Below are 14873 nucleotides of genomic sequence, written 5' to 3'. Positions count from 1 at the left end.
CGACGCCGGATGAATGTCATCATATAAATTGATCGAGTCATAAGCCGATCAGGGGGATCGGTTTGTTGAAATGGAAAGAGTGATCCATGGCAGGCGTGGATGTGTTGGCTTCTGCCTTCAGCGGCGCAAATGCAGCTTTCATTGCGGATATGTATGCGCGATGGGCCTCTGATCCCGGTTCTGTTGATCCAAGTTTTGCGCGTCTGTTTGAAGCCCTTGGTGATGAGGAACGGGCTGTTCTGGCTGAGACGGAGGGTGCTTCATGGGCCCCTCGTCCACACAAGGTTGCCTCGGTCTATGAAGGCAGTGCTGCGGCAGAGTCTGTCACGGAAGCAGCCACCAGCACGATCACGGAAGAATCTCCGCGCGACAACGTGCGGGCGGCCACGCTGGACAGTATCCGTGCCCTGATGATGATCCGCGCCTATCGTGTGCGCGGCCATCTGGAGGCGAGGCTTGATCCGCTGGGATTACAGGTTCCTGCTCCGCACCCGGAGCTTGATCCACGCAGCTATGGTTTTACTGAAACCGATCTTGATCACCCGGTTTTTATCGACGGCCTGCTGGGGCGTGAAACCGCGACCGTGCGGGAAATTGTCGATATTCTGCGCCGTTCCTATTGCGGCCCGATCGGCGTCGAGTTCATGCATATTCAGGATCCCCGCCAGAAAAGCTGGATCCAGCGCAGGATGGAGGGTGGATACTGGCGCCGCACCATCACCGATCAGGATCGTCGCACTCTGTTGCAGCAATTGACGGAAGCCGAAGGGTTCGAGGTTTTCTGTCAGAAGAAATATGTCGGTACCAAGCGGTTCGGTCTGGAAGGGGGCGAGTCACTGATTCCGGCCCTGCATGCGATCATTGCCAATGCCGCTGCCCAGGGCGTGAATGAAATCGCGATCGGTATGCCGCATCGCGGCCGGTTGAATACGCTGGTCAATATCGTGCGCAAGCCGTACACGCAGGTGTTCAGCGAATTTGCAGGCGCGGCCTCGAAACCTGACGACGTGCAGGGATCGGGGGATGTGAAATATCATCTCGGTACGTCAGCGGATATCGAGAGTGCCGGTCATACGGTTCATCTGTCCCTGCAGCCCAACCCGTCCCATCTGGAAGCGGTTGATCCGGTGGTTGTCGGCAAGGTGCGCGCCCGGCAGGATATGGCAGGGGATACCAGACAGCGGCGTTCAGTGATGGGCATCCTGATGCATGGCGATGCGGCCTTCGCCGGTCAGGGGCTGGTGTATGAAACATTGGCGATGAGCCAGCTCATCGGCTACCGCACGGGCGGCACGGTGCATGTGGTGGTCAATAACCAGATCGGATTTACCACTGTCCCGGCGCATGCCTATTCCGGACTTTATTGTACTGATGTAGCGAAAGCCATTCAGTCACCGATACTGCATGTCAATGCGGATGATCCGGAGGCGGTTGCTTTCTGTGCGCGGATGGTCACGGATTTCCGGATGGAGTTCGGTGTCGATACCGTGCTGGATATCGTTTGTTATCGCCGCCACGGGCATAATGAAACCGACGAGCCTGCCTTCACACAACCGCTGATGTATAATGCCATTCGCGCCCGCAAGACCACCCGCACTCTGTATGCGGAAGCCCTGGTGGAGCGGGGGGTCGTTTCTGCCGATGAAGCCCGCCGGATGTGGGATTCTTTTAACGATACTCTGGAACAGGCTTTCAGCACTGCGAAATCCTATGTGCCCAACAAGGCGGACTGGCTGGAAGGCCATTGGGCCGGGATGCAGCAGGATGTTGCAAAAGATGATCGCGTTGATGAAGCGACCGCCCTGCCGCATGAAACGCTGGAAATGGTCGGCGATGCGCTGAGCCATATCCCGGAAGGTTTTGCAGTCAATCCGAAAATTGCCCGTCAGCTCGAAGCGAAACAGAAAATGATCGAGAGCGGCGAGGGAATCGACTGGGCCACCGGGGAGGCACTTGCCTTTGGCTCCCTGCTGCTGGAGGGGCACCGGGTTCGTCTTTCAGGTGAAGACTGTCAGCGTGGCACGTTCAGCCATCGTCATGCGGTTCTGATTGATCAGGTGAACCAGAACGAATATGTGCCGCTGAACAATATCGCCCCGCAGCAGGCACGGATCGAGATCTATAATTCGCTGCTTTCGGAAGCCGGTGTGCTGGGCTTCGAATATGGCTATACCCTTGCCGATCCACGCACGCTGGTGTTGTGGGAAGCGCAGTTCGGTGATTTCGCCAATGGCGCGCAGGTCATTATCGATCAGTTCCTGGCCAGTGGCGAGACGAAATGGTTGCGCATGTCTGGTCTCACCCTGTTGTTGCCTCATGGTATGGAGGGGCAGGGGCCGGAACATTCCTCGGCCCGTCTGGAGCGTTATCTTCAGCTTTGTGCCGAGCGGAACATGGCGGTGTGTAATCTGACCACTCCCGCGAATTACTTCCACGCCCTGCGCCGCCAGTTGAAGCGGAATTTCCGCAAGCCGCTGGTGATCATGACGCCGAAATCACTGTTGCGTCACAAGCTGGCGGTCTCCAGCCTGTCGGAGATGACCGGCGATACGGCGTTCCAGACCGTGATCCCCGAGATCGATACGCTGGTCGCGCCGGAGAAAGTGCGTCGCGTGGTGATGTGCTCTGGCAAAGTCTATTACGATCTGCTGGCCCAGCGTCGTGAAGCCGGGATCGATGACATTGCCATCATCCGTCTGGAGCAGCTTTATCCATTCCCCAGAAACAGCCTCTCGCGCGTGATGAGCCGCTACAGCAATGCGGACGTGATCTGGTGTCAGGAAGAAGCCGCCAATAACGGTGCGTGGACTTTCGTCGATCGCAAAATCGAGGCGGTGCTGACCAGCATCGGCGGCAAGGCGACCCGTCCCTCCTATGTCGGACGCGCCGAGGCGGCCAGCCCTGCGACCGGACTCGCCAAGGTGCATCAGGCCCAGCAGGACAGGCTGGTGCGTGAAGCGCTGGGGTTGATCTCCTGACGATGATGAAAGCCTGATGACGGGTGAAAAAATCTTTATCCGTCATCGGCGCTGCCGCTTTTTTCCTATGATTTGATCGGCTATCCGGATTAACCGACACGCGTCCTGTAACGCGCCCCCAGTGGCCGATGCTGCCGCACCCGTTTTTGACAAGGATCAGACAGGCATGCCGACGGATATCAAGGTTCCTTCTCTTGGCGAAAGCGTCACCACCGCTGTTGTCGCGAAATGGCTGAAAAAGGCTGGAGAAGCCGTGGCCGCCGACGAAGCGGTTGTGGAGCTGGAAACCGACAAGGTCACGGTTGAGGTGAATGCGCCTGCCGCTGGCGTGCTGTCGGCCCAGTTCGCGGCAGAGGGGGATGAGGTGTCGGTTGGTGCCGTGCTGGGTGAGCTGGGTGCTGAAGGGGAGGCCACCTCTGCCCCCGCACCGTCTGCTTCCGCGCCAGCAAAGGAAGAACCGGTGAAGATGGAGGCTGCGGCCAATCCGAAAAGCGGTATCAATCCGCCGCCACGCCCGTCCGGCCCGGTTTCACGTCCGGCAACACCCCCTGCTGATATTGCCGCGCATCCGCCTGCGGTCAGTGATCCCAGCATTCGTGAAAATGGCCCTGCTCCCTTGCCTGCGGCGCAGAAAATGCTGACTGAAAACCGTGTTGATGCGTCTGCGCTGGGTTCTGGCAGCGGCAAGGATGGCCGTATCACCAAGGGGGATGTGCTGGATTTCCTCAGCCGTCCTGCGGCGGCACCGTCCACCTCGGTTTCAGCCCAGCGTGCCCCGGTGGTGGCCGAGGATGCGGCGCGTGAGGAACGGGTGAAAATGACGCGCCTGCGCCGGACTATCGCGCAGCGTCTGAAGGAAGCGCAGAACACGGCGGCAATGCTGACCACCTTCAATGAGGTGGATATGTCGGCGGTCATGGCGCTGCGCAAGGAATACAAGGAACTTTTTGAAAAGAAGCATTCCGGTGTGCGGCTGGGCTTCATGTCTTTCTTCGTGCGTGCCTGTGTCAGCGCACTGAAGGAATTTCCGGCTGTCAACGCGGAGATTGACGGTGATGAGGTCGTCTACAAGAACTTTGTCCATATGGGCATTGCGGTGGGTGGCTCCAACGGTCTCGTTGTGCCGGTGCTGCGGGATGCGGATCGTCTGGATTTCGCTCAGATTGAGCAGCGCGTGGCCGATTTCGGCAAGCGTGCGCGGGATGGGGCGCTGAAACTGGAAGAGCTGACCGGTGGCACGTTCAGCATCACGAATGGTGGCGTGTATGGCTCCCTGATGTCCACGCCGATTTTGAATCCGCCTCAATCCGGTATTCTCGGCATGCACAAGATTCAGGATCGTCCTGTGGTGGTCGATGGAAAAATCGAGATCAGGCCGATGATGTATCTGGCGTTGTCCTATGATCACCGGATCGTCGATGGCAAGGAGGCCGTCAGCTTCCTTGTCCGGGTCAAGGAAGGGATCGAGGATCCGCGCCGTCTGCTGCTGGGTCTGTAGGATTGTTGTGACATGAGCGATGCATTCGATCTGATCGTCATCGGCGCTGGTCCAGGTGGCTATGTCTGTGCGGTGCGTGCGGCGCAGCTTGGGCTGAAAGTGGCCTGCGTTGAAAAGCGCGAGACGCTGGGCGGCACATGTCTGAATATCGGCTGTATTCCATCCAAGGCGCTGTTGCAGTCGAGCGAGAATTATCACGCCCTGCTGCATCAGTTTGCGGAGCATGGGATTCAGGCGAAAGACGTTGCCCTCGATCTGGATCGGATGCAGGCACGGAAGGCGGAAGTTGTCTCCGCCAACGTGAAGGGCATCGAGTTCCTGTTCCGCAAGAACGGGGTCACCTGGCTGAAAGGGGCCGCCCGTATCAGCGCGCCCGGCAAGGTCGAGGTCGGCGGCCAGAGCTATGAGGCACGACATATTGTTATCGCCACCGGCAGCGAGAGCGTGCCACTGCCGGGGGTTCCGGTGGATGAAGTGCGGATCGTTACCTCGACCGGTGCGCTGTCCCTGCCTGCGGTGCCGAAGCATCTGGTGGTGATCGGGGGTGGTGTGATCGGCCTTGAACTCGGCAGCGTCTGGCGCAGGCTGGGTGCTGAGGTCACAGTGATCGAGTATCTTGATCGCATCGTGCCGGGTATGGATCAGGAAGTTACCAAAGCCTTCCAGCGGATTTTGGAAAAGCAGGGTCTGGCCTTCCGCCTCGGCACCAAAGTGACCGGTGCGCAGGTGGATGAGGGTGGTGTGACCCTGTCACTGGAACCGGCCAAAGGCGGTGAGGCTGATACGCTGCATGCCGATATTGTGCTGGTGGCGATCGGGCGTCGACCTTATCTGGATGGGCTTGGGTTGGATGAAATCGGTGTCGCGCGTGATGAGCGTGGCCGGGTAAAGACGGATTCGTATTTTGCCACCAATATTGATGGTCTCTATGCAATCGGCGATGCCATTGCCGGGCCAATGCTGGCACACAAGGCTGAGGATGAAGGCGTGGCGGTGGCGGAAATGCTTGCCGGACAGGCCGGGCATGTGAATTACGATGTGATTCCCGCCGTTGTGTATACATGGCCGGAAGTCGCCTCGCTCGGCAGAACCGAGGAAGAGCTGAAAGCCGCAGGGATTGCCTATAAGGTTGGCAAATTTCCCTTCACTGCGAATGGCCGCGCCCGCGCGATAGGCGATACGGACGGGTTCGTCAAAATCCTTGCTGATGCCAGAACGGATCGTCTGCTGGGCGCGCATATTCTGGGCCCGGATGCGGGCACGCTGATTGCCGAGCTGGCAACAGCCATGGAGTTCGGCGCCAGCAGCGAAGATGTGGCCCGTATCTGCCATGCTCACCCCAGTCTGAGCGAAGCAGTCAAGGAAGCGGCGCTGGCGGTCGATGGTCGTGCGATTCATATCTGATTTTTGCTGATCAGATCATAAAGAGTCATAAAATGGTCCTGCCGCTTGCGCTGACGATGGGAGACCCTGCCGGGATCGGCCCGGAGATCACGCAGACGGCATGGCAGCGCCTGCGTCAGACCGGCCCTGTTTTCTATGTGATCGGCGATCCCACTCTGTTTGGCATGCAGACACTGTGCGTGATTGACAAACCCGCTGATGCGGCGGGCTGTTTTGCCGATGCATTGCCGGTTCTGCCATTATCGCTTTCCGCTTCTGTCGTGCCGGGACACCCTGATCAGGCCAATGCTCCGGCGGTCATTGCTTCTATTGAGCAGGCGGTCCGGCATGTGCAGGCCGGGCAGGCAGCGGCCGTGGTGACGAATCCGATCAGCAAGGCAGTGCTGTATAGCAGCGGTTTTGCTTTTCCCGGTCATACCGAGTTTCTGGGCGCACTGACAGGAGGCACGCCGGTGATGATGCTGGCCTCCCCTCTGCTGCGCGTGGTTCCTGTGACTGTGCATGTTTCGTTACGGCATGCGCTGGACATGCTCACGACCGATCTGATCGTGCAAACGGCCCGGATTACGATTGATGATCTCAAGAGCCGTTTTGGCCTGACCTCTCCCCGTCTGGCGATGGCCGGCCTCAACCCGCATGCGGGAGAAGGCGGGGCGATGGGGGAAGAAGAGCAGACGATCATTGCTCCCGCCATGGCGCGTCTGCGACAGGAAGGCCATACAATCCTCGGGCCTTATCCGCCGGATACGATGTTCACCGATACGGCGCGCCGGAATTATGATGCCGCTCTCTGCATGTATCACGATCAGGCTCTGATTCCGCTCAAGACGCTGGATATGCGTCACGGGGTGAATGTCACGCTGGGTCTGCCGATCATTCGTACCTCGCCGGATCATGGCACGGCATTTGATATTGCCGGGCGTGGCATCGCCGAGGCAGACAGCCTGACTGCTGCGCTGCGTCTGGCGGCGGAGATGGCGACGGATTCTTAGCAGGCTGCTATAACGCTGCTTCATCCCGGCTGATCGTTACGGAGAAAACACGCGATGCCCGATACAGGCCCTGGCTCCCGTTCTTTGCGCCTTGGCGTCAATATCGATCACGTGGCCACGATCCGTAACGCGCGTGGCGGTACGGAGCCAGATCCGGTGCGCGCCGCATTGCTGGCGCTGGAAGCCGGAGCAGACGGGATCACCATGCATCTGCGGGAAGATCGCCGTCATATTCGTGATGCCGATCTGACACAGGTGATGGCGGTGATTCGTGCCCCGCTCAATCTGGAAATGGCAGCGACGGAGGAAATGGTCGGCATTGCCCGTCACCTGCGTCCCCATGCCTGCTGTCTGGTGCCGGAGCGGCGAGAGGAAGTGACAACGGAAGGTGGGCTGGATGCGGCCGGTCATATCGTCTCGCTGATGCCGAAAGTCGCAGCCTTGCGTGAGGCTGGCATCCGCGTGTCATTGTTCATCGATCCGGATCCGCAGCAGCTTCGTGCCGCGGTGGCACTTGGTGCACCAGTCGTGGAACTGCATACCGGGGCTTATGCGTTGGAGGTTGATGCATCCCATGAGCTGGCACGGTTGCAGGAGGCTGCATCAATGGCGCGCGATCTCGGGCTGGAATGCCATGCCGGCCACGGTTTGACGGTAGCCAATGTCACGCCGGTCGCACAACTTCCGGGGGTGAGGGAGTTGAATATCGGCCACGCCCTGATTGCTGAAGCCGTATTTGTCGGTCTGGGGCAGGCCATTCGTGATATGCGTCTGGCAATGGATCGTGCCATTGCCGCATGAGTAGCCCTGACCGGGTCAGTTCTTCAGGAAGGAGCAAGTTGGCATGACGACTTTGGTGTCTTCTCTACGCAAAAGAGCACATTTTTACTCTGTTGCGGCATTGCTTCCTGTTGTTCTGGCGGCCCAGCCCGCTCTGGCGGATAAAAAGCCGCCGCAGGTGATGGCGACCGGCCACTGTACCATGGTGATGACGCCTGATCAGGCATCGACCTCTGTAACTGTTGCTGCCTCCGGCAATGATGTGAATGCCGTGTTGGGGGATGCAACCAAACGGTTCAATGCGTTTCTGGAGGCAGTGAAGGCCTTGAATCTGCCGGATGTGAAACTCAGCGGCAGTGGGGTCTCTGTTGCGCCGGAATATGATTATGATCACGGCAAGCGCATTTTGCGTGATTACCGTGCGCAGGGTGCGCTGCATATCGTGACCACGAATATCGCCCGTCTGGCGGAGGTTGCTCCTTTAGCCGCCAAAAACGGGATTGATGAGGTCGGGGCGATTGATCCCGGCATTTCCGACACGACATGGCAGGCCGCGATCATGGAATGTTTGCCCAAGGCGGCTGCTGATGCAAAGGAACGGGCGGCAGCGATGGCCTCTGGTGTCGGTATGACGATCGGGGCGCCTCTGATGATCAGTGATCATGTCATCAACGCTCCCCCCCATGCGCCCGTGCCCATGATGCGGACTATGGCGGTGGCTCCGGATGCTACGGCCCATGTTCCGGTGACTGAACTGCGCAGGGTGCTGGCTGTGTCCGCTTCGTTTGCCCTTGTCGATCCGCATGAGAAATCGGGTGAAGGCAGCAAAGAAGGCAGCAAACAGGATGATGACTGAGCAGAATGGCGGTCAGATTTCCTGAAGGAGGCTTATCCGGCCCGCGGATGAGCTTTCTGCCAGACGGCCAGTAACTGGGCCTGATCCACCTGGGTGTAGCGCTGAGTGGTGGACAGGCTGGCATGGCCCAGCAGATCCTGAATGGCGCGTAAATCTGCCCCGGCCGCCAGAAGATGCGTTGCAAAGCTGTGCCGCAGGGCATGCGGGGTCGCGTGCTCCGGCAGGTTATACAGGGTGCGGAATTGCCGCAGGGTTCTCTGTGCAACGCCTGGATTCAGCCGTGCGCCCCGCACACCGACAAAAAGTGGCGCGGATGCTTCCGGGACAGGATGAAACCGCAGCCAGTCGGACAGGGATATTCGGACCGAGGGGATGACCGGCACCATGCGTTGTCGGCCGCCTTTTCCCGTGATGCGGAGTGTGTCGCGTTGGCTGTCCCCCACACTCAGGCCCAGCGCCTCGCCCAGACGTAGGCCGCAGCCATAGAGAAGGGCGAACAGCGCGGTATCCCGTGCCTGTGTGAACGGTGTGTCGCTGGCCTCCCCGATGTCACGGGCTGTCGCCAATGCCTGGGCCTGATCAAGCGCCCGCGGCAAAGGGGGCTTGGCTTTCGGGGTGCGCAACAGGGTCAGCGCGCTGTTCTCAAGGCCGTGGCGCTGGCGCAGAAACCGGAAAAAACTGCGGATTGAGGCCAGATGCCGCGCTCTGGTCGCGTTTCCGGCTCCGTTTGCCGCCTCTGCAGCCAGCCAGGCCCGGAAATCAGACAGACCCAGCCGACCAAGCATTGCCATATCTGGCTCGGCCCCGTGATGCGTGGCCAGAAAGCCCAGAAATGCGGCGACATCATCCCCGTAGGCGCGGCAGGTGAGGGGGGCAGCGCGTTTCTCATCCCGCATCCAGTCGATCCAGTCGAGTCTGGCCTGCTCTGCCGTCATTGCTAGTGCTGATCTGTCTGGACAGCACTGTCCCGATCCAGGGCAGAGGCAGCGGCCTCAGCAAGAAAGCGCAGCGCCTGACGAACATTGGGGGCGGCCAGTTCCTCCTTGTTCCGCGCCGCCAGTACCATCAGCCAGGGGGATGCTGATGATATGCGAGGCAGAAGCAGCAGCGCATCATGCCGGATCAGGGGGGCTGTTTCCCGATGCAGTGTCAGGTCGGGGATTGTCAGGCTGCGGATATGGACATCCTTATCCCCCAGCAAGGCACCCATGGCAGATCGGGCCATTGGCTCAACCCCTGCCCGTTCGCAGATCATAGTGGTCAGAAGGGGGGGAGAAGTCGGATAATACAGGCGGGTATATTCAATCCCCAGCAGGCTGGGCAGTTCCTGAAGAATACAGTCAATGGCATCTGACGCCCGCAGCAGAGCCAGCACCGAGCGTTGGATACGTGTTGTCAGACAGGCAGAGGCACGGCTGGCCTGAAGAATATCGCGGGCTGCCTTGCAGGCGACCTCGCAACGGACGCGCTCGGCATCAATACGTGCCTGCATGTGATCGGCCAGCGTGTCTCCATGTACTCGTCGTGGCGGTGACAGGCTGGCGTACAGGTCCGGCCGCGCTGCCAGCCAATCGGGATGAGCACGAAGAAAAGCATCGATGCAATCAGAATCCATTGGCTTTCGCTACGGAAGGAGGATCGGATGGCTTTGCCATCCGCCAGTATGCGCCATCAGCCGATAAGCTGTCTCTGCAAACAGATAACACCCATATATTCAGCCTCGTCACGCTGTGAGATGTTACAGGATGAACAGCGCCGACCGGAAGAGACGTTTACGGGTTATGTTGCCCTATCCATTTCCGGGGCCGTTTGATTATGCGGTCCCGCCGGATTTGGCGCCGCAGCCGGGTGATATCGTGTTGGTGCCGCTCAATCGGCGGGAAGAAGTGGGCGTGGTCTGGGATGAGGCAGGCTCATCTTCTGAGGCGGCTGCCACGCACTCATCCGCCGGTTCTGGCCGGCCTGTCCCGGATCATCGCCTGAAGCCGCTGCTGGCGGTGCTGGATGCGCCGCCTTTGCCTGCTCCCTTGCGTCGTTTCATCGATTGGGTTGCAGGCTATACGCTGTCTCCGCCGGGTGAGGTGATGGCGATGGCGCTGAGGATCAACGCGCTGCGTCCCGAACGGGCCGTAACAGGGCTGCAACTGGCAGCCTCCCCGCCGGAGGGGATCAGGCTGACCGAGGCAAGACGGCAGGTGATGGCCCTGCTGGCGGATGGCACCCCCATGACGTCCCGGACCGTGCGGGAGCACTTGCCGGAGATCACCAGTGCCGTGCTGAGGAACATGGTCTCGCAGGGTTTGCTGGAACAGGTGCCGATGGCCCGGCCGAACCGCTATGGTGTGCCGGAGCCTGCCTTCACAGTGCCCGATCTGTCACCGGATCAGGCAGAGGTTGCTGAGTCCCTGCGGGAAGCGGTCAGGGCACACGCTTTTTCGGTGACGTTGCTGGAGGGGGTGACTGGCTCCGGCAAAACCGAGGTTTATCTGGAAGCCATTGCCGAGGCTCTGGCCTGCGGTCGCCAGACCCTGATTCTGCTGCCGGAAATTGCGCTTTCCACCCAGTGGCTGGACCGTTTCCGTCGCCGTTTCGGTGTGGAGCCTGCCATCTGGCATTCCGATCTCAGCAGCATGACGCGCCGCCAGTGCTGGCGGGCAGTGGCGTCCGGAGAGGCGAAGGTGGTGGTTGGCGCGCGCTCCGCCCTGTTTTTGCCCTTCTTTGATCTGGGACTGGTGGTGGTGGATGAGGAGCATGAGACCGCTTTCAAGCAGGAGGATGGCATCATCTATCATGCCCGGGACATGGCGGTGGTGCGGGCGCGGTTCGAGCAGGCGGCTTCTCTTCTGGTCTCGGCAACGCCGAGTCTGGAGACATTGGCGAATGTCGAGTCGGGGCGCTATCGCCGCCTGAGCCTGCGGGCGCGGCATGGGGTGGCGCGGCTGCCTTCGGTTACGGCGATCGATCTGCGCAGCCATCCGCCGGAGCGCAATCATTTCCTGTCCCCTCCTCTGATAACGGCGATCAGGCAGGCATTTGAGCGGGGGGAGCAGGCCATGCTGTTCCTGAACCGGCGTGGCTATGCCCCTCTGACCCTGTGCCGGACCTGCGGGACGCGGATGCAGTGCCCGCATTGCACGGCATGGCTGGTGGAACACCGTCTGCGCCGTCAGCTTATCTGTCATCATTGCGGGCATGAGGAGCCGGTCCCACGATCCTGCCCATCATGTGGCGCGGAACATGCTCTGACGGCGATCGGTCCCGGTGTGGAACGAATCACCGAGGAAGCCGCCACATTATTTCCGGAGGCAAGGGTGCTGGTTATGGCCAGCGACACTCTGCCCGGCCCAGCCGCAGCGGCCGAGGCAGCCGGACGGGTGGCCGCGCGGGAGGTTGATCTGCTGATCGGCACGCAGATTGTCGCGAAAGGCTGGAATTTTCCGCATCTGACCTGTGTCGGTGTGGTGGATGCTGATCTCGGGCTTGGCGGTGGTGATCTGCGTGCCTCGGAACGCACCGTCCAGTTGCTGCATCAGGTGGCCGGGCGGGCCGGACGGGCAGAGGCGCCCGGGCATGTGTTTCTCCAAAGCTGGAATCCGGATCACCCGGCCATTCAGGCGCTCCTGAACAATGATTTCGCAGCGTTCATGGAGGGAGAATCGGAGATGCGGCGCGTAGGGCACTGGCCACCCCATGGCAGGCTGGCGGCCCTGATCGTCAGTGCTGACGATGCGGCCACAGCCGATCGGATCGCGCTGGAAATTGCACGTAACGCGCCGGATGGCGACGGTATATGGGTTCTGGGGCCCGCTCCGGCACCGCTTGCCGTGCTGCGCGGGCGTCATCGCCGCCGGCTGCTGCTGCGGACCCGCCGGACTATTGCAGTCCAACCCATCCTGCGCCGCTGGCTTCAGGAGGTGACTGTGCCCCGTGGGGCACGCATCGACATTGATGTCGATCCCGTGTCGTTTTTGTAACGGGTTACAAAGACTGGGTTTTTTCTTGGTGGCCTGGGTAAGGTGACAAAATTCAGGACACAACGGGGCATTTTTCGGTCGTAAAACTGTCATTCAGAGCACGATCATTCCGGTTATGTCTGTTGCGCCGGTGTTATCTGCATGCTAGACGGCCACCGCCGGAGCCGGGAGGTTGGGTCCGGTTCCAGAGGAACACCAGCGAGAAAGCGAGACCGTGGCCTCGAATGGCGCAAATGAAAGCGGCGCGGCCGTAACCGGCACCCCGCAGCGGGAAGCGAAGCATGTGTCCGGCACCGCTGTGTCCGGCTTGGCGAAGCGTTATGCCTCCGCACTTTATTCTTATGCCGAGGATAGCGGCGATCTGGATGGCGTTATCGCCCGGATCGACGCCCTGGGGCGGCTGATCGATCAAAGCGCCGATCTGCAAAGCCTGCTCGGCAGCCCTCTTGTCGATGTCAACCGTGCTCGGGATGCCGTTCTGGCTGTGCTCGACCGGCAGGGCTTTACCCGCATCGAACGCAATTTTGTCGGTACGGTGGCCAATAACCGCCGCCTCGGCTCACTGCGCTCCATCATCAGCGCCTTTGCGGTGCTGGTGGCAGAGAAGCGTGGCGAGTCTGTGGCCCTGGTCGAATCGGCCCACCCGCTGACCGAGGTGCAGGAGCATCAGCTCCGCGCCAGTCTGATTGAAGCCGGTTACGGCAATGTGCGCATCGAAAAGCACGTGGACCCCAGCCTGCTGGGTGGTCTGGTCGTGCGGATCGGTACGCGCCTGTATGACACAAGCCTGAAATCCCGGCTGCAGCGCCTGCAGTACGCCATGAAGGGAGCCGCCTGATGGACATCCGTCCTGCCGAGATCTCGGAAATCCTTAAATCTCAGATTGCTTCCTTCGACAGCGAAGCGAATGTGGCCGAAACGGGCCAGGTTCTGAGCGTCGGCGATGGTATCGCCCGCGTCTATGGCCTGCAGAACGTGATGGCCGGTGAGCTGGTGGAATTTCCCTCCGCCGGGTTGAAGGGCATGGCCCTGAACCTGGAAAATGACAATGTCGGTGTCGTGATCTTCGGCGATGATCGCCAGATCCGTGAAGGCGATACTGTCGCCCGTACCCGCGAAATCGTGGACGTCCCGGTCGGTCGTGGCCTGCTGGGCCGCGTGGTCGATGCGCTGGGTAATCCGATCGATGGCAAGGGTCCGCTGACCGATGTGACGCGCACCCGTGTCGAGGTGAAGGCCCCGGGCATCATTCCCCGCAAGTCCGTGCATGAGCCGATGCAGACCGGCCTGAAGTCGGTTGACGCGCTCATCCCCATCGGACGTGGCCAGCGCGAACTGGTGATCGGTGACCGCCAGACCGGCAAGACCACCGTTATTCTCGACACCTTTATCAATCAGAAGCCGATCAATCAGGGCACGGATGAGAGCAAGAAGCTCTACTGCATCTATGTCGCGATTGGTCAGAAACGCTCCACCGTTGCGCAGATCGTGCGCACATTGGAAGAGCAGGGCGCGATGGAATATTCCATCGTGGTCGCCGCTACCGCTTCCGATCCGGCGCCGATGCAGTTCCTGGCCCCCTATACCGGCTGCGCCATGGGCGAATTCTTCCGCGACAACGCGATGCATGCCGTGATCGCTTATGACGATCTGTCCAAGCAGGCTGTTGCGTATCGCCAGATGTCCCTGCTGCTGCGTCGTCCGCCGGGACGTGAAGCCTATCCGGGTGACGTGTTCTACCTGCATTCCCGTCTGCTGGAACGTGCCGCGAAGATGAACGATGCGCATGGCGCGGGTTCTCTGACGGCCCTGCCGGTGATCGAGACACAGGCCGGTGACGTGTCTGCCTATATTCCGACCAACGTGATCTCCATCACCGATGGTCAGATTTTCCTTGAGACCGAACTGTTCTTCAAGGGCATCCGCCCGGCGGTGAATGTCGGTCTGTCCGTCTCCCGCGTCGGGTCTTCGGCCCAGATCAAAGCGATGAAGCAGGTTGCCGGCTCCATCAAGCTGGAACTGGCCCAGTATCGTGAAATGGCGGCATTCGCCCAGTTTGCTTCCGATCTGGATGCCTCCACCCAGAAGCTGCTGGCCCGTGGCGCCCGTCTGACCGAGCTGCTGAAGCAGCCGCAGTTCACACCGTATCCGGTGGAATTGCAGGTTGCGGTGATCTTCGCCGGTGTGAAGGGTTATCTGGACACGATTCCGACCGACAAGGTCGTGGAGTTCGAGCGCCGTCTGGTGGCTGAGCTGCGTGGTGCGCAGAAAGACATTCTGGACGCCATCCGTAACGACCGGGAAGTCAAGAGCGAAACCGAGGCGAAGCTGCGCAGCTTCCTCGAAGGCTTCGTGAAAAACTTCACCGCCTGATCGAAGGGAAGCCCAGGA

11 protein-coding genes are annotated in these 14873 nt (G+C 60.3%); 9 read left to right on the top strand and 2 right to left on the bottom strand.

Annotated elements, in window-relative coordinates:
• Positions 1-86: 86 nt before the first annotated feature.
• The 6 genes from GbCGDNIH8_RS10735 to GbCGDNIH8_RS10710 all read left to right on the top strand — a co-directional run bounded on the left by GbCGDNIH8_RS10735 (position 87) and on the right by GbCGDNIH8_RS10710 (position 8508).
• Positions 87-2978, top strand: coding sequence for a 2-oxoglutarate dehydrogenase E1 component (locus GbCGDNIH8_RS10735; RefSeq protein ID WP_072573178.1), 2892 nt, complete (start codon positions 87-89; stop codon positions 2976-2978).
• 166 nt (positions 2979-3144) lie between these two features.
• Entirely contained in the window at positions 3145-4476 is a 1332-nt protein-coding gene (odhB, locus tag GbCGDNIH8_RS10730; RefSeq protein ID WP_072573821.1) for a 2-oxoglutarate dehydrogenase complex dihydrolipoyllysine-residue succinyltransferase, read from the top strand.
• Between the two features lie 12 nt (positions 4477-4488).
• Positions 4489-5880 (top strand): dihydrolipoyl dehydrogenase, encoded by a 1392-nt coding sequence (gene lpdA / locus GbCGDNIH8_RS10725; protein ID WP_072573177.1) that lies wholly within the window; start codon positions 4489-4491, stop codon positions 5878-5880.
• A 32-nt stretch (positions 5881-5912) separates the two neighbouring features.
• On the top strand, positions 5913-6872 hold the full coding sequence (pdxA, locus tag GbCGDNIH8_RS10720; RefSeq protein WP_072573176.1) for a 4-hydroxythreonine-4-phosphate dehydrogenase PdxA: 960 nt from the start codon (positions 5913-5915) through the stop codon (positions 6870-6872).
• Between the two features lie 54 nt (positions 6873-6926).
• Positions 6927-7673: a pyridoxine 5'-phosphate synthase gene (locus tag GbCGDNIH8_RS10715; protein ID WP_072573175.1), complete on the top strand. Its 747-nt coding sequence runs from the start codon at positions 6927-6929 to the stop codon at positions 7671-7673.
• 43 nt (positions 7674-7716) lie between these two features.
• On the top strand, positions 7717-8508 hold the full coding sequence (locus GbCGDNIH8_RS10710) for an SIMPL domain-containing protein (RefSeq protein WP_072573174.1): 792 nt from the start codon (positions 7717-7719) through the stop codon (positions 8506-8508).
• Positions 8509-8540: 32 nt separating this feature from the next.
• Here the strand turns inward: GbCGDNIH8_RS10710 and GbCGDNIH8_RS10705 are convergent, their stop codons facing one another.
• Together GbCGDNIH8_RS10705 and GbCGDNIH8_RS10700 are read right to left on the bottom strand one after the other, a co-directional pair.
• On the bottom strand, positions 8541-9443 hold the full coding sequence (locus GbCGDNIH8_RS10705; protein WP_072573173.1) for a tyrosine recombinase XerC: 903 nt from the start codon (positions 9441-9443) through the stop codon (positions 8541-8543).
• A gap of 2 nt (positions 9444-9445) precedes the next feature.
• A complete protein-coding gene (locus tag GbCGDNIH8_RS10700) occupies positions 9446-10123 on the bottom strand; it encodes a hypothetical protein (protein WP_157692633.1) in 678 nt (225 codons plus the stop codon).
• A gap of 130 nt (positions 10124-10253) precedes the next feature.
• On the opposite strand from GbCGDNIH8_RS10700, the gene GbCGDNIH8_RS10690 reads away from it, so the two are divergent.
• The 3 genes from GbCGDNIH8_RS10690 (at position 10254) to atpA (ending at position 14855) form a co-directional block, all read left to right on the top strand.
• Complete coding sequence (locus GbCGDNIH8_RS10690; RefSeq protein ID WP_072573170.1) at positions 10254-12482, top strand: primosomal protein N'; 2229 nt, start codon at positions 10254-10256, stop codon at positions 12480-12482.
• Between the two features lie 214 nt (positions 12483-12696).
• Positions 12697-13320, top strand: coding sequence for a F0F1 ATP synthase subunit delta (locus tag GbCGDNIH8_RS10685; RefSeq protein ID WP_408874710.1), 624 nt, complete (start codon positions 12697-12699; stop codon positions 13318-13320).
• The gene (gene atpA, locus GbCGDNIH8_RS10680; RefSeq protein ID WP_072573169.1) at positions 13320-14855 is read left to right on the top strand and encodes a F0F1 ATP synthase subunit alpha; all 1536 of its coding nucleotides are present in this window, start codon (positions 13320-13322) and stop codon (positions 14853-14855) included. Before GbCGDNIH8_RS10685 ends, atpA begins: the two co-directional genes overlap by 1 nt.
• Positions 14856-14873 lie beyond the last annotated feature (18 nt).

The organism is Granulibacter bethesdensis (assembly GCF_001889545.1).
Lineage (GTDB): Bacteria > Pseudomonadota > Alphaproteobacteria > Acetobacterales > Acetobacteraceae > Granulibacter > Granulibacter bethesdensis_B.
Note: the sequence above shows the minus strand (reverse complement) of the source record. Positions and strands in the feature narration are given on the sequence as shown.